Raw genomic sequence first — 14,756 nt, forward strand, 5'->3', positions numbered from 1 at the left:
CTCTGATGGGCCCGTGAGTCACACCGATACCCGGCGCGCGGTGGAGGCGGTCTGGCGAATCGAGTCGGCCCGCCTCGTCGCCGCGCTCACCCGCATGGTCGGCGATGTCGGCCTCGCCGAGGAGTTCGCCCAGGACGCGCTGGTCAGCGCCCTGGAGAAATGGCCGCGGGAGGGCGTACCCGACCGGCCCGGCGCCTGGCTGACCACCGTCGCCAAGCGCCGCGTCGTCGACCGCTGGCGGCGCGACGAGCGCTTCCAGGACCGCATGGCCGAACTCGGCCGGCAGGTCGTCGAGAACGACGGGCAGGGCGGGTTCGACGCCGTCCTGGAGGAGGACTACGGCGACGACCTGCTCCGGCTGATGTTCGTGTGCTGCCACCCGGTGCTGTCCACGCAGGCCAGGGTCGCCCTGACCCTGCGGATGCTGGGCGGGCTGACCACCGAGGAGATCGCCCGCGCCTTCCTGGTGCCCGAGTCCACCGTCGCCCAGCGCATCGTCCGGGCCAAGCGCACCCTGGCCGAGAAGAAGGTGCCCTTCGAGGTGCCCGTCGGCGGGGACCGCGACGCCCGGGTGGCCTCCGTGCTGGAGGTCGTCTACCTCGTCTTCAACGAGGGGTACGCGGCGACCTCGGGCGACAGCCTCCTGCGCCCCGAGCTGTGCGAGGAGGCCATGCGGCTGGGCCGGGTGCTCGCCGGGCTGCTCCCCGAGGAGCGCGAGGTGCACGGGCTGCTCGCGCTGATGGAGCTGCACGCCTCCCGGTTCCGCGCCCGGGTCGCCCCGGACGGGTCCCCGGTGCCGCTCGCCGAGCAGGACCGCTCCCGCTGGGACCGGATGCTCATCACCCGCGGCATGGCGTCGCTGCTGCGTTCACTGCCGCCCGACCCCGCCCGGCCGCGCGGCCCCTACGCCCTCCAGGCGGCGATCGCCGCCGAGCACGCCCGGGTCCTGGACCCCGGCGACACCGACTGGACCGTCATCTCCGCCCTCTACCTGGCGCTGGCCCGGCAGACCGGGTCGCCGGTGGTGGAGCTCAACCGGGCGGTGGCGGTGTCGATGGCCCACGGCCCGGCGGCCGCCCTGGAGATCGTGGACTCCCTGGAGGGGGCCCTGGACGGCTACCACCTGCTCCCGTCCGTCCGCGGCGACCTGCTCGAACGCCTGGGCCGGGAGAAGGAGGCCGAGGCGGAGTTCCGCCGCGCCGCCTCCCTCACCCGCAACGAGAGCGAGCGCTCCCTGCTGCTGGCCCGCGCCGACCGCCTCGCCCGGTCGCCCACCGTCTCGCTCAGGGGGGTCATCACCGCGGAGGACGAGGACTGACAACGGGCCGGTCCCGGGGAGTCAGAGCGTGCCCGCGGGGACGATCCAGGAGACGGGCTGGCCGGTGACATCCGCGATCAGGTCGTAGTCCTTGTCGTAGTGGACCACGGTCGCCCCGTGGACCTCGGCCGTGGCCGCGATGATCAGGTCGGGCAGGGCCCGCCGGTGGTGCCCTTTGCGGGCAAGGTCGTGCTGGACCTCCAGGGCGCGCCGCATCGCCTCGTTGCCGGTCTCCAACCAGGGCAGGAGGCCGTACTGCTCCTTGAGGCGCTCGTAGTCCCTTGTGTTGCGGGCAGAGTAGAGCAACTCCAGGGCGACCATCTCGCACATGGCGATCGATCCGCCGGACGAGACGAGGCCGTGCAGGCGCTCCCGTGCTTCGGGGCTGCGCCGCACCATCTCGTAGGCGGACTTGTCGACCAGGTACAGGGTCAGCGCCATGCCTCGCCCATCGTCTGTTCGTCCAGGTCCAGGTCCAGGTCGCCGATGAGATCGATGAACCGGTGCGACCTGTGGCGGGCGGCGATCTCGCGGAGCGCGCGGTTGACGGTCTCGACCTTGGTGGTGGTGCCGAGTTCCTCGGCGGCTGCGGCCAGTGCCTCCTCGTCGAGGTCGATGACGGTTCGGGACATGGAGATCACCTCTTGGTTGATATCAACATGGCTTCTTTGATGATATCTCCTCTGGCGGTTTCTGGGTGTGGTTTCTGCCTTCGGCAGTAAGGGCTGGCGCACACGCCCGGCGGAGGGCCAGACTGCGGTTCATGAGACTTCTGGTACTGGGCGGCACGGAGTTCGTCGGGCGGGCTGTGGTCGAGGACGCGCTGGAACGGGGGTGGGACGTCACCGTCCTGCACCGGGGGACGCGGCCCGCGCCCGAGGGGGCGACCGTGCTCCACGGCGACCGGCTGGCCCCCGACGGCCTGGCCGCGCTGGAGAAGGGCGAGTGGGACGCCGTCGTCGACACCTGGTCGGCGGCGCCCAGGGTGGTGCTGGAGGCCGCCCGGCTGCTGGCCGACCGGGCGGGGCACTACACCTACATCTCCAGCTGCTCCGTCTACACCTACCCCTCGGCGGCGGGCTCGGACGAGTCCTGGCCCACGGTCGACGCCGACCCCGGGGCCGACGGCACCGAGTACGCGGCGGACAAGCGCGGCGGCGAACTGGCCGTCGAGGCGGCCTTCGTCGACCGCTCCCTGTTCGTGCGGGCCGGGCTCATCCTCGGCCCCTACGAGAACATCGGCCGCCTGCCCTGGTGGCTGAACCGGATCGCCCGGGGCGGCCCCTTCCCCGCGCCCGGCCCGGCCGACCTGCCGATCCAGTACGTGGACGCCCGCGACCTGGCCGCCTGGACCCTGGACGCCACCGAGGCGGGGCTGTCCGGGCCGTTCAACCTGGTGAGTCCGCCCGGGCACGCCACTGTCGGCGAGCTGATCGACGCCTGCGTCGCCGCCACCGGCTCCGGGGCCGAGCCCGTGTGGCTCACCCCCGAGCAGGTCGCCGCGGCGGAGGTGGAGCCGTGGTCCCAGCTGCCGGTGTGGCTCCCGCCGGGCGAGCTGCACGACTCCCTGCACGGCAACGACGTCTCCAAGGCGGTGGCCGCGGGGCTGCGCTGCCGCCCGGTCGCCGAGACCGCCGCCGACACCTGGGAGTGGCTGGTGTCCATCGGCGGCACCGCCCCGCAGCGCCCCGACCGCCCCGCGGTGGGCCTGCCCGCGGGCGCCGAGGAGCGCCTGCTGGCCGGACGCGCCTGACACGCGCGCGGGGGCCGCCCGGTCCGGGCGGCCCCCGCGGTCGGGTCCTACTCCGCCGGCGCGCCGAGCGGTCGGGACGACACGACCAGCCTGTCGGCGGCGTCGTTGACGTCCACCACCACCGTGTCCCCCTCGGTCAGCGCGCCCGACAGCAGCTCGCGGGCGAGCGGGTCGCCGATCGAGGACTGCACCAGGCGGCGCAGCGGCCGGGCCCCGTAGTTGGGGTCGTAGCCGGTCATCGCCAGCCACTCCCGCGCCCCCGGCGTCACGTCCAGGTTCAGGCGCCGGTCCGCCAGGCGGCGGGCCAGCTTCTCCACCTGGAGGTCCACGATCCGCGTCAGGTCCTCGATGGACAGCGCCTCGAACATGATCACGTCGTCGAGCCGGTTGAGGAACTCGGGCTTGAACGTCGCCCGCACCACGTCCATGACCCGCTGCTCGCGCGTCGCCTCGTCCAGGGTCTGGTCCACCAGGAACTGCGAGCCCAGGTTGGAGGTGAGGATGAGGATGGTGTTGCGGAAGTCCACCAGCCGCCCCTGGCCGTCGGTCAGCCGGCCGTCGTCCAGGACCTGGAGCAGGGTGTCGAACACCTCGATGTGGGCCTTCTCCACCTCGTCCAGCAGCACCACCGTGTACGGCCGGCGGCGCACCGCCTCGGTGAGCTGGCCGCCCTCCTCGTAGCCGACGTACCCGGGGGGCGCGCCGACCAGGCGGGACACCGAGTGCTTCTCGGAGTACTCGCTCATGTCGATGCGGACGATCGCCCGCTCGTCGTCGAACAGGAACTCCGCCAGCGCCTTGGCCAGCTCGGTCTTGCCGACGCCGGTCGGCCCCAGGAACAGGAACGAGCCCGTCGGCCGGTCGGGGTCGGAGATGCCCGCGCGCGCCCGGCGCACGGCGTCCGCCACGGCCACGACGGCGGACCGCTGGCCGATCAGCCGCCGGCCCAGCTCCTCCTCCATGCGCAGCAGCTTGGAGGTCTCGCCCTCCATCATCCGCCCCACCGGGATGCCGGTCCAGGACGAGACCACCTCGGCCACCTCGTCGGCGCCGACCTCGTCCTTGACCATGGAGTCGGTCTCGGCCTCGGCGGACTCCTCCGCCTGGGAGGCCTCCTCCAGCTGCTTCTCCAGCTGCGGGATCTCCCCGTACATCAGCCGGGACGCCGTGGCGAAGTCGCCCTCGCGCTCGGCCAGCTCGGCCCGGGTGCGCAGCTCGTCCAAGTGGCCCTTGAGGTCGCCGACCCGGTTCAGGCCCGCCTTCTCCTGCTCCCAGCGGGCGACCAGCCCGTTGAGGCGCTCCTGCTTGTCGGCCAGGTCCGCGCGCAGCCGCTCCAGCCGCTGCCGGGACGCCGGGTCCGACTCCTTGTCGAGCGCCATCTCCTCCATCTTCAGGCGGTCGACGGTGCGGCGCAGCTCGTCGATCTCCACCGGGCTGGAGTCGATCTCCATGCGCAGCCGGGACGCCGCCTCGTCGATGAGGTCGATGGCCTTGTCCGGCAGGAAGCGCGCGGTGATGTAGCGGTCGGACAGGGTCGCGGCGGCCACCAGCGCCGAGTCGGAGATCTGCACCTTGTGGTGCGCCTCGTAGCGGCCCTTGAGCCCGCGCAGGATCGCGATGGTGTCGGTGGCCGTCGGCTCGCCCACGAACACCTGCTGGAAGCGGCGCTCCAGGGCGGGGTCCTTCTCGATCCGCTCCCGGTACTCGTCCAGCGTGGTCGCGCCGACCATGCGCAGCTCGCCGCGGGCCAGCATCGGCTTCAGCATGTTCCCGGCGTCCATGGACCCGTCGCCGGAGGCCCCGGCGCCGACCATGGTGTGCAGCTCGTCGATGAACGTGATGACCTGGCCCTCGGAGTCCTTGATCTCCTGGAGCACCGCCTTGAGGCGCTCCTCGAACTCGCCCCGGTACTTGGCGCCCGCCACCATCGCCGACAGGTCCAGGCTGATCAGCCGCTTGCCGAGCAGGGACTGGGGCACGTCGCCCGCGACGATGCGCTGGGCCAGGCCCTCCACCACGGCGGTCTTGCCGACGCCGGGCTCGCCGATGAGCACCGGGTTGTTCTTGGTGCGGCGGCTGAGCACCTGGATGACCCGCCGGATCTCGCCGTCGCGGCCGATCACCGGGTCCACCTTGCCCTCGCGGGCCCGCTCGGTCAGGTCGACGCCGTACTTCTCCAGCGCCTGGTAGGTCTCCTCGGGGTTCTCCGTGGTGACCCGCCGCTTGCCGCGCACCCGCTCGAACGCGTCGAGCAGCGCCTCGGGCGTGGCGCCGGAGTCCTTGAGCAGCCGGGCCGCCTCGCCGCCGTCGGCGGCCAGGCCCACCAGCAGGTGCTCGGTGGAGACGTACTCGTCCTCCATCTGCTGCGCGCGCTGGGCGGCGGTGTTGATGGAGACGATGAGCTGGCGGGAGGAGCCGGGCGAGGCCGCCGTGGACCCGGTCACCCGGGGCAGCGCGTCGACGGCCTCGTCGACCCTGTCCTTGAGCCGGTCGGGGTCGGCCCCGACCTCCTTGAGGAGCGGGCGGGTGACGCCCTCGGCCTGGTCCAGCAGCGCGGTCAGCAGGTGCACCGGCTCGGTCTGGGGGTTGCCCTTGGTGGTGGCCAGGCGGATGGCCACCGACAGGGCCTCCTGGCTCTTCTGGGTGAGCTTGTAGTTCATGTGCGGTGACTCCTTATGCAAGCCGTGTCACGCAGGGTGATGTGTCGCGGCCGACCGGACCCCGTGCCCCCGTGCCGGGCCGGCCGTCGCGGCCGTCAGGCCCCGTCGCCGCCGATCCGGTCGGGGCCGGGGCCCTCCTGTCCGGAGTCCCTCCGCTGACCATCGTCCTCGGCGGTGTTGAAGATCGTCACGCGGGTGCGCCGGACCAGTTCGCCGCGCACCGCGGTCCCGCTCTCGGAGCGGGGCGGGCGGGCCCGCCGGGCCACCGCCCGGCGCGCCGCCTCCAGTTCGTTGGCGAGGTGGAACACCTGCTCGCGCAGCTGCTCCGCCTCGTGCTCCAGTTCCAGGATCCGCTTGATCCCGGCCAGGTTGATGCCCTCCTCCTGCGACAGCCGCTGCACCTCGCGCAGGGTCTGCACGTCGCGCATGGAGTAGCGCCTACCGCGTCCGGAGGTCCGGCCCGGGGACACGATCCCCAGCCGGTCGTACTGCCGCAGCGTCTGCGGGTGCATGCCCGCCAGTTCGGCCGCCACGGATATCACGTAGACCGGCGCGTCCACGCCGAAGGAGTCGTTCATCGGTCTCACGCACCCTTCGCCCGCGCTTCGAGCCCGTCGCGCGGGTCGTGGTCGGACGTCGCCGCGCGGAACTTCTCCAGGGCCTCGCGGGCATCGCCGTTGAGGTTCTTGGGGACGGAGACCTCCAGGGTGACGATCATGTCGCCGGTGGTGCCGTCCTTGCGGGTGGCGCCCTTGCCGCGCACCCGCAGCTTGTGGCCGTTCTGCGTGCCCGGCGGCACCTTGACCGTCACCGGGAAGCCGCCCAGGGTCGGGATGCGCACGTCGGCGCCGAGCACCGCCTCGGGGAACGTGACCGGAACGGTGATCGTGACGTTGTCGCCGCTCCTGCCGAACACCGGGTGCTCCTTCACGTGGACGACGACGTACAGGTCGCCGGCGGGCCCGCCGTTCTCGCCCGGCGCGCCCTTGCCCTTGATGCGGATGCGCTGGCCGTCGGCCACACCGGCGGGGATGCGCGTCTGGATGGTGCGGGTGCTCTTGCCGCGCCCGCTGCCGTGGCAGGTGTCGCAGGGGTCGTCGACGACCAGGCCGCGCCCCTTGCACTCGCTGCACGGCTCCGACAGGGAGAAGCCGCCGAGGTTGGTGTTCTCGTGCCCGGTGCCCGAGCACTTGGGGCACATCCGCGGGGCGGTGCCCGCCTTGGCCCCGGTCCCCTTGCAGGTGGGACAGGGCGCCTCGCTGGCCAGCTGGAAGGAGCGGGTCACCCCGTCCGCGGCCTCGCGGAAGGTCAGGGTGGCCTCGGTCTCGACGTCGGCGCCGCGCCTGCTGCGCGTGCCGGTGCCGCCGCGGCCCCGGCCGCCGAACAGGCCGCCGAAGAGGTCGCTGAGCCGCTCGCCGCCGGTGCCCCCGCTACCGGCGGTGCCGCCCTGGCCGAACAGGTCGCTCATGTCGAACCCGCCCGGACCGGTCCCGCCGCCGGGCCGGTACGAGCCGCCGAACAGGGACCGCGCGTCGTCGTACTCCTTGCGGCGCTTGTCGTCCGACAGGACGTTGTACGCCTCGGAGATCTCCTTGAAGCGGTCCTCGGCCTTGGGGTCGCCGGTGTTGGCGTCGGGGTGGTTCTCGCGCGCCAGCTTGCGGTAGGACGACTTGATCTCGTCCTTGGAGGCGGTCTTTGAGACTCCGAGGACCTTGTAGTAGTCCTTCTCCAGGTAGTCCTTGGTGCTCATCGACTGGGTGCCTTCTCCCGCTGCTCTGATCGCGTCCGATGTTTCCAGGTGGTCCCGGATCGCCCGGGACCGGGGTCGGCTCTGCGGGCCACCCGTGGGTGGCCCGCAGAGCCGCGGGTCCGACCGCTACTCCTCGGCCCTGCCGCCGGAGTCCTCCGCGTCGCCGGCGGGCGCCTCGGCGGAGCCGGACTCCTCGGAGCCCTCCACCGGGTCGCCGACGACCACACGGGCCGGGCGCAGGATCCGCTCGCCCATCCGGTACCCCGGCTGGAAGACCTCCACCACCGTCTGCACCGAGATCCCGGGGACCGGGACCAGGGTCAGCGCCTCGTGGACGTTCGGGTCGAAGTCGTCGCCCTGCTCGGCGAACCGCTCCAGGCCCAGCTTGGCGACCGCGCCCTCCAGGGCCTCGCCCACCGCCTTGAACCCGCCGGTGAGCTCGTCGTGGTCGCGGGCCCGGCCGATGTCGTCGAGGATCGGCAGGAGTTCACCCAGGACCTGGGCGGTGGCGACCTCCCGGACGGCCACCCGGTCCCGCTCGACGCGCTTGCGGTAGTTGGAGTACTCCGCCTGCACGCGCTTGATGTCGTTGGTGAGCTCCACGACCCGCTCGTCGGCGTTGATCGCCTCGGACACCACCTGCTCGGGGGTGTCGGGGATCTCGATCCCCTCGACCTCCTCGGCGTCGGCTCCGGTGTCCGCCCCGTCGTCGGCCCCGGCCTCCGGGGCCTCCTCGGGCTCCTCCGCCGCGGCCCCGCGCACCTCGCCGGTCTCCGGGTCGATGCGGCGGTTGTCGCGGATCACCGGGCCCCGGCGCTCCTCGCCGTCGCCCGCGCTGCCGTTCGCGTTGTCAGACTGCGCCATCTGGGACGCGCCCTCCTTCCTCTCGGCCGAAGCGGGTCAGGACCGGTCGCCCTTGTTGTCCTCGTCGACGATCTCGGCGTCGACGACGTCGGCGTCGTCCGCCGAGGCGTCGGAGGCGGACTCGCCGGCGGCACCGTCGGCGCCCTGCTGCTGGCCCTGGCTGTAGATCGCCGAACCGATCTTCTGGCTCGCCAGCGCGACCTTCTCGCTCGCCGTGCGGATGGTGTCGACGTCCGACCCCTCCAGGGCGGTCTTCAGGTCGGCCAGCGCGGCCTCGGTCTCCGAGCGCACGTCCGCCGGGATCTTGTCCTCGTTGTCCTTGATGACCTTCTCGGTCTGGAACACGAGGGACTCGGCGTTGTTGCGGACCTCGGCGCTCTCGCGGCGCTTGCGGTCGTCCTCGGCGTACTGCTCGGCCTCGCGGACCATCTTGTCGATGTCGTCCTTGGACATCGCCGAACCGCCGGAGATGGTGACGGACTGCTCGCGGCCGGTGCCCAGGTCCTTGGCAGTGACGTTGACGATGCCGTTGGCGTCGATGTCGAAGGCCACCTCGATCTGCGGGACGCCGCGCGGCGCCGGGGGCAGACCGGTCAGGTCGAAGACGCCCAGCTTCTTGTTGTCGCGGGCCATCTCGCGCTCGCCCTGGTAGACCTGGATCTGCACGGACGGCTGGTTGTCGTCGGCCGTCGTGAAGATCTCGGAGCGCTTGGTCGGGATGGTCGTGTTGCGCTCGATGAGCTTGGTGAACACGCCGCCCTTGGTCTCGATGCCCAGGGACAGCGGGGTCACGTCCAGCAGCAGGACGTCCTTGACCTCGCCCTTGAGCACGCCGGCCTGGAGCGCGGCGCCGATCGCCACGACCTCGTCGGGGTTGACGCCCTTGTTGGGCTCCTTGCCGCCGGTCAGCTCCTTGACGAGCTCGACGATGGCGGGCATGCGGGTGGAGCCGCCGACCAGCACCACGTGCTCGATCTCGCTCAGGCTGATGCCCGCGTCCTTGATGACCTGCTGGAACGGGATCTTGGTCCGCTCGACCAGGTCGGCGGTCAGCCGCTGGAACTCGGCGCGGGTGAGCTTCTCGTCCAGGTGCAGCGGGCCCTCCGCCGAGGCGGTGATGTAGGGCAGGTTGATCTGCGTCTCGCTGGAGGAGGACAGCTCGATCTTGGCCTTCTCCGCGGCCTCGCGCAGGCGCTGGAGCGCCATCTTGTCCTTGGAGAGGTCCACGCCGTTGGCGTTCTTGAACTTCTCGACCAGCCAGTCGACGATCGCCTGGTCCCAGTCGTCGCCGCCCAGGTGGTTGTCGCCGTTGGTGGCCTTGACCTCGACCACGCCGTCGCCGACCTCCAGCAGGGAGACGTCGAAGGTGCCGCCACCGAGGTCGTAGACGAGGATCGTGGCCTCGTCCTCCTTCTCCAGGTGGTAGGCGAGGGCGGCGGAGGTGGGCTCGTTGATGATGCGCAGGACGTTGAGGCCCGCGATGGTGCCGGCCTCCTTGGTGGCCTGGCGCTGGGAGTCGCTGAAGTAGGCGGGGACGGTGATGACGGCGTCGGTCACGTCCTCGCCGAGGTAGGCCTCGGCGTCGCGCTTGAGCTTCTGCAGGATGAAGGCGCTGATCTGCTGGGGGTTGAAGGTCTTGTCGTCGATCTTCACCGTCCAGTCGGTGCCGATGTGGCGCTTGACCGACCGGATGGTGCGGTCGACGTTGGTGACCGCCTGGCGCTTGGCGACCTCGCCGACGAGGACCTCACCGTTCTTGGCGAAGGCGACGACGGACGGGGTGGTGCGGGAGCCCTCGGCGTTGGTGATGACCGTGGGCTCACCGCCCTCCAGGACCGCGACACAGGAGTTCGTCGTACCGAGGTCGATTCCGACCGCACGTGCCATGTTGCTTCCTCCGTCAAAGTTGAGTCGTTCGGGCGTAAGTTTGCTTCGTCCGGCGAGGGTTGTCAAGTCAGTTGAGTCGAGGAGACTCAAGTTACTTTCTACGACCTGACAACGAGCGACCCTGCGGGGTTGTTCCCGACTCCGGCGGGTTTCACGAGGAAGATGACGGAACCCCGGGGGAACCCGGGGGGATCCTTGACCGTGACTCGGGGTCGACCCCGGGGAGAACCGGGGACGGGTCGGGGGTGGTGTGCGCACCACCCCCGATACGGGGGGCCGCGACCCGCGAAAGGGGTGCGCGCGGCCCCGACGGGACGGGGGCCGCGGCCGTAGCTTCGGGACATGGACACAACCGCCCACCCGTCGCCCTCCACCACCCTCAACGGACGCCTTCGGCGCGGTCCCGCCCACCCGTCGCCCTCCACCACCCTCAACGGAGAGCCTTCGGCTCACCCCTTTTCCCACTCGTCTCCCTCCACCGCCCACCTCCGGCACGGCTCTCCCGCCCCCCGTCCCTGGCCCGTACAGCTCCTCGCCGACACCCGGCACACGCTCCTCGGCCTGCCCCTCGCCGTGGTCTCGTTCTCCCTGGTCGTCACCGGCCTGGCCGCCGGGCTGGGCGCCGCGGTCGCCGGGGTGGGGCTGTTCGTCCTGGTGGGCACCCTGTACGCGGCCCGCGGGATCGCCCACGTGGACCGGATCCGCCTCGCCGACCTCACCGGCGGTCCCGTCCTGCGCGCCCCCTACCGCGCCCCCGCCCCCGGCGCCGGACCGCTGCGCCGGGCACTGGCCCCGCTGGCCTGCGGGCGCAGCTGGCTGGAGGCGCTGCACGCGGTGGTGCGTTTCCCGGTCGCCCTGGTCGCCTTCGTCGTCACGGTCACCTGGTGGGCCGGCGCGCTGGCCGGCCTGCTCTACCCGCTCTGGGGGTGGTCGCTGTACACCATCCCCGGGTACACCGACCTGGGCTCGCAGCTGTCGATGGACCACCCGCTGGTCGCCACCGCCCTGCTGCACATGGCCGCGGGCGCGCTGTTCCTGCTCACCCTGCCCGCGGTGGTGCGCGCCTGCGCCTACGCCGACGCCTCCGTCGGCCGGGCGCTGCTGCTCCTGCCGGAGGACCCCCGGGTGCGCGTGTACACCGCCCCGGCGGACCGCGTCCCCGCCGGGGTCTGACCGTCCGGCCCCGGGGCCCCGGCCCCGGTGCGCGCCCGGCCCGGCGTCCTTCCCCGGTGCCGCCCGCCCTGGAAGACTGGGGAGCGGACGCACACGGACTCCCGAGAGGCGGCACCGATGACGCAGGGCCCCGGGCGGCCGCTCCTGGCCGAGGACGTCATGCTCGTCCTGTTCCAGCCCGCCTCGGGCACGATCGCCGGCGAGAACACCCTCTTCTACGTCCTGGGGGGAGCCGTCCTCACCGAGCTGGGGGCCGGGGGCCACGTGGCGGTCGGCGGCCCGGGCCCGGGCGGCGCGCGCGTCGAGGCGGTGGAGGGTGGCGCCCCGGCCGACCCGCTCCTGCGCTCCGGCTGGGACCACGTCGCCACCGGGCCGCGGAGCGCCGGGACGGTGCTCGCCGCGATCGGCCCCCGCCTGCGCGGCCCCGTGCTGGACCGCCTCGTCGAGCGCGGCGACATCCGCCGTGTGAAGCGCAGGACCCTCGGCCTGTTCGACTCCACGGCCCTGGAGGACGGCGGCGGCCGCCGGGCCGGGCTCGTCGAGGGGGTCCGCGCCGTCCTGGAGGACGGGGCGCCGCCGGAGCCGCGGGTGGCCGCGCTCGCGGCGCTGGTCTCGGCGAGCGGATCGCTGCCGCAGTTGCACCGGGAGATCCCCTGGAACTCCGAGGTCATCGCCCGTGCCAAGGCGCTCGAACGGGGCGACTGGGGCGCCGGGGCCGCCGCCGAGGCGGTGGCCCGCACCACCACCGCGGCCGTCGCCGGCTCCGTGGCCGCGGCCCTCGCCGCCGCGAACGCGCTCCCCCCGCAGGGGTGACCCGCCGCTCCGCGCCCGTCGGCCCCGGCCGGCGGGCGCCGTCGTGCGGGGCCGGTGGGATGACCGATGCCGGGCGGTGCGGGGGAGCGGTGGAATGGGCGGACGCGGTGCGCGCGGGGGTGCCGCGGGGCGCCGCCGCGGCGCGTGTCACGGGGTGAACAGGGTGGACCCGCGTGGTTTCGTTGCGGCAGGAGTCACTAGCGTTGCCCCTGCGCGGTCGGGGTTTCCCGCAGAGCCGGTGGCCGTCGCATGATTACCCGCTAGTAACATAGATTTCGACCGCCGGTGTGTGGCGCACCGGCCGACGCAGCAGGATGGGAGGCCACGGGCGATGCTGTACCTGACACTGGGCATCATCACCTCGGTCCTCGCCGTGGTCGCCTTCACCATGTTCGGTCTGGCAGTCCGCCAGATCGTGCGGACCGTGAACGTGGGCCGACCGGTGGAGGCCGAGCGCAAGGGGCCGTTCGGACAACGGCTCACGATGGCGATCATCGAGATCGTCGGCCACGGCAGGATGCTCAAGCGGCCGTGGGTGGGTGTGGCCCACTGGTTCGTGATGGTCTCCTTCCCCCTGCTGGTCTTCACGGTCATCGAGGCACAGGGCGAGGTCTTCGACCCGCACTTCCACCTGCCGTTCATCTACGACTGGACGGTCTACGGCCTGGCCATCGAGCTGATCGCCGGGGCCAGCCTCGTCGGCATCCTGGGTCTGACCGCGTACCGGGTGCTCAACCGCCCCGCGCGCAAGGGCCGCGACTCGCGGTTCATGCACTCCAAGCAGTGGACCGGCTACTACGTCGAGGCGTACATCATCGGCCTGCTCCTCGCGATCTTCGCGATCCGCGGGCTCAAGGTCGCCACGGACACCTTCCCGTTCCCGGTCTGGGCCACCCCGATCTCCCACGCGGTCGGCGCGGTCATGCCCGGCGAGGCGGCGGTCGCCGACCCCGCGATCGCCCTGATCGCGGCGTTCAAGCTGATCATCAGCTACGCGTTCTTCATGGTCCTGGCGCTCCAGCTCACCATGGGCGTGGGCTGGCACCGCTTCATCGCCCCGGTCAACATCTACTTCAAGCGCAACGCCGACGGCTCCCCGTCGCTGGGCGCCGCCAAGCAGATGATGAACAAGGACGGGAGCGCGCCCCTGGACTTCGAGGAGGCCGACCCCGACGAGGACCCGTTCGGCGCGGGCAAGATCGAGGACTTCACCTGGAAGGGCCTCCTCGACTTCACCACCTGCACCGAGTGCGGCCGCTGCCAGTCCCAGTGCCCCGCCTGGAACACCGGCAAGCCCCTTTCCCCGAAGAAGGTCATCCTCGACCTCCAGCGGCACGCCTACGAGAAGGCCCCGTACCTGCTCCAGGGCATCAACGCCGAGACCCTCGCGGAGAAGCCCGACGACAGCCACGCCGGCGTCGACGTCCTCGCCCTCCTGGAGAAGCCGCTGGTCGGCACCGAGGAGGAGGGTGGCGTCATCCACCCCGACGAGCTGTGGTCCTGCACCAACTGCGGCGCCTGCGTCGAGCAGTGCCCGGTGGACATCGAGCACATCGACCACATCCTCGACATGCGCCGCTACCAGGTCATGGTCGAGTCCAACTTCCCGTCCGAGGCCAACACCCTCCTGAAGAACCTGGAGAACAAGGCCAACCCGTGGGGCATGTCCGAGGACAAGCGCATGGACTGGATCGAGGAGCTGGCCTCCCAGGAGAACCCGGTCGAGGTGCAGGTCGTCGACGACAAGCTCGACGCGGACACCGAGTACCTGTTCTGGGTCGGCTGCGCCGGCGCCCTGGAGGACCGGGCCAAGAAGACCACCAAGGCCATCGCCGAGCTGCTGGACATCGCGGGCGTCAAGTTCGCCGTCCTGGGCGGCATGGAGGCGTGCACCGGCGACCCGGCGCGTCGTCTCGGCATGGAGTACGTCTTCCAGATGCTGGCCCAGCAGAACGTCGAGACCCTCAACGAGGCCGGCGTCACCAAGATCGTGGCCAGCTGCCCGCACTGCTTCAACACCCTCGCCAACGAGTACCCGCAGCTCGGCGGCACCTACGAGGTCGTCCACCACAGCCAGCTGCTGGCCAAGCTGGTGGACGAGGGCAGGCTGACCCCGGTCGAGTCCATCGACGAGAACATCACCTACCACGACCCGTGCTTCCTGGGCCGCCACAACAAGGTGTACACGCCGCCGCGCGACATCATGGCGAAGGTGCCCGGCGTCAAGACGCAGGAGATGCACCGCCACAAGGAGCGGGGCTTCTGCTGCGGCGCCGGCGGCGCCCGCATGTGGATGGAGGAGCGGATCGGCAAGCGCATCAACACCGAGCGGGTGGACGAGGCGCTGACCACCAACCCCGACACCGTGTCCACCGCGTGCCCGTTCTGCCAGGTCATGCTGGGTGACGCGATCAACGAGAAGAAGTCGCAGGGCGAGGCGAAGGAGACCCTGGAGGTCGTCGACGTCTCCCAGCTGCTGCTGCGCTCGATCAAGGGCGGCAAGCCGCAGGAGGCCGAGCCCGCCGACGCGTAGAGTCG

General features: G+C 71.8%; 12 protein-coding genes. 5 read left to right on the top strand and 7 right to left on the bottom strand.

Going from position 1 to position 14,756, the window contains the following annotated elements; all coding sequences use genetic code 11:
- Nucleotides 1-13 precede the first annotated feature (13 nt).
- Nucleotides 14-1,318: an RNA polymerase sigma factor gene (locus tag KGD84_RS01725; RefSeq protein ID WP_220564372.1), complete on the top strand. Its 1,305-nt coding sequence runs from the start codon at nt 14-16 to the stop codon at nt 1,316-1,318.
- 21 nt (nt 1,319-1,339) lie between these two features.
- Here KGD84_RS01725 and KGD84_RS01730 read toward each other — a convergent pair whose 3' ends face one another.
- On the bottom strand, nt 1,340-1,759 hold the full coding sequence (locus KGD84_RS01730; protein WP_220564373.1) for a PIN domain nuclease: 420 nt from the start codon (nt 1,757-1,759) through the stop codon (nt 1,340-1,342).
- Complete coding sequence (locus KGD84_RS01735; RefSeq protein ID WP_220564374.1) at nt 1,750-1,950, bottom strand: type II toxin-antitoxin system VapB family antitoxin; 201 nt, start codon at nt 1,948-1,950, stop codon at nt 1,750-1,752. The genes KGD84_RS01730 and KGD84_RS01735 overlap by 10 nt, the downstream gene beginning before the upstream one ends.
- 131 nt (nt 1,951-2,081) lie before the next feature.
- Here KGD84_RS01735 and KGD84_RS01740 point away from each other — a divergent pair, with 131 nt between their 5' ends.
- The gene (locus KGD84_RS01740; RefSeq protein ID WP_220564375.1) at nt 2,082-3,071 is read left to right on the top strand and encodes an NAD-dependent epimerase/dehydratase family protein; all 990 of its coding nucleotides are present in this window, start codon (nt 2,082-2,084) and stop codon (nt 3,069-3,071) included.
- Between the two features lie 47 nt (nt 3,072-3,118).
- On the opposite strand, the gene clpB is transcribed toward KGD84_RS01740, so the two are convergent.
- From clpB to dnaK, 5 genes are all read right to left on the bottom strand, one after another.
- Nucleotides 3,119-5,731, bottom strand: a complete 2,613-nt coding sequence (clpB, locus tag KGD84_RS01745) for an ATP-dependent chaperone ClpB (RefSeq protein ID WP_220564376.1) — start codon at nt 5,729-5,731, stop codon at nt 3,119-3,121.
- Between the two features lie 95 nt (nt 5,732-5,826).
- Nucleotides 5,827-6,309 carry a heat shock protein transcriptional repressor HspR gene (locus KGD84_RS01750; protein ID WP_220564377.1) on the bottom strand — a complete coding sequence of 161 codons (483 nt, stop codon included), beginning with the start codon at nt 6,307-6,309 and terminating at the stop codon, nt 5,827-5,829.
- A 5-nt stretch (nt 6,310-6,314) separates the two neighbouring features.
- Complete coding sequence (gene dnaJ / locus KGD84_RS01755; protein ID WP_220564378.1) at nt 6,315-7,481, bottom strand: molecular chaperone DnaJ; 1,167 nt, start codon at nt 7,479-7,481, stop codon at nt 6,315-6,317.
- A gap of 126 nt (nt 7,482-7,607) precedes the next feature.
- Nucleotides 7,608-8,345, bottom strand: coding sequence for a nucleotide exchange factor GrpE (gene grpE, locus KGD84_RS01760; protein ID WP_220564379.1), 738 nt, complete (start codon nt 8,343-8,345; stop codon nt 7,608-7,610).
- A gap of 36 nt (nt 8,346-8,381) precedes the next feature.
- Nucleotides 8,382-10,232, bottom strand: a complete 1,851-nt coding sequence (dnaK, locus tag KGD84_RS01765; protein WP_220564380.1) for a molecular chaperone DnaK — start codon at nt 10,230-10,232, stop codon at nt 8,382-8,384.
- A gap of 342 nt (nt 10,233-10,574) precedes the next feature.
- On the opposite strand from dnaK, the gene KGD84_RS01770 reads away from it, so the two are divergent.
- The 3 genes from KGD84_RS01770 (at nt 10,575) to KGD84_RS01780 (ending at nt 14,751) form a co-directional block, all read left to right on the top strand.
- Entirely contained in the window at nt 10,575-11,405 is an 831-nt protein-coding gene (locus KGD84_RS01770; protein WP_255646967.1) for a sensor domain-containing protein, read from the top strand.
- A gap of 117 nt (nt 11,406-11,522) precedes the next feature.
- Entirely contained in the window at nt 11,523-12,218 is a 696-nt protein-coding gene (locus KGD84_RS01775) for a GOLPH3/VPS74 family protein (RefSeq protein ID WP_220564381.1), read from the top strand.
- Between the two features lie 331 nt (nt 12,219-12,549).
- Complete coding sequence (locus KGD84_RS01780) at nt 12,550-14,751, top strand: (Fe-S)-binding protein (RefSeq protein WP_220564382.1); 2,202 nt, start codon at nt 12,550-12,552, stop codon at nt 14,749-14,751.
- Nucleotides 14,752-14,756 lie beyond the last annotated feature (5 nt).

The organism is Nocardiopsis changdeensis (assembly GCF_018316655.1).
GTDB lineage: Bacteria > Actinomycetota > Actinomycetes > Streptosporangiales > Streptosporangiaceae > Nocardiopsis > Nocardiopsis changdeensis.

Bases quoted from the DNA above. Each gene is read 5' to 3' on its own strand.
- KGD84_RS01730 (WP_220564373.1), bottom strand. From the start codon at position 1,759: ATGGCGCTGACCCTGTACCTGGTCGACAAGTCCGCCTACGAGATGGTG.
- KGD84_RS01735 (WP_220564374.1), bottom strand. From the start codon at position 1,950: ATGTCCCGAACCGTCATCGACCTCGACGAGGAGGCACTGGCCGCAGCC.
- KGD84_RS01740 (WP_220564375.1), top strand. From the start codon at position 2,082: ATGAGACTTCTGGTACTGGGCGGCACGGAGTTCGTCGGGCGGGCTGTG.
- clpB (WP_220564376.1), bottom strand. From the start codon at position 5,731: ATGAACTACAAGCTCACCCAGAAGAGCCAGGAGGCCCTGTCGGTGGCC.
- KGD84_RS01750 (WP_220564377.1), bottom strand. From the start codon at position 6,309: ATGAACGACTCCTTCGGCGTGGACGCGCCGGTCTACGTGATATCCGTG.
- dnaJ (WP_220564378.1), bottom strand. From the start codon at position 7,481: ATGAGCACCAAGGACTACCTGGAGAAGGACTACTACAAGGTCCTCGGA.
- grpE (WP_220564379.1), bottom strand. From the start codon at position 8,345: ATGGCGCAGTCTGACAACGCGAACGGCAGCGCGGGCGACGGCGAGGAG.
- dnaK (WP_220564380.1), bottom strand. From the start codon at position 10,232: ATGGCACGTGCGGTCGGAATCGACCTCGGTACGACGAACTCCTGTGTC.
- KGD84_RS01770 (WP_255646967.1), top strand. From the start codon at position 10,575: ATGGACACAACCGCCCACCCGTCGCCCTCCACCACCCTCAACGGACGC.
- KGD84_RS01775 (WP_220564381.1), top strand. From the start codon at position 11,523: ATGACGCAGGGCCCCGGGCGGCCGCTCCTGGCCGAGGACGTCATGCTC.
- KGD84_RS01780 (WP_220564382.1), top strand. From the start codon at position 12,550: ATGCTGTACCTGACACTGGGCATCATCACCTCGGTCCTCGCCGTGGTC.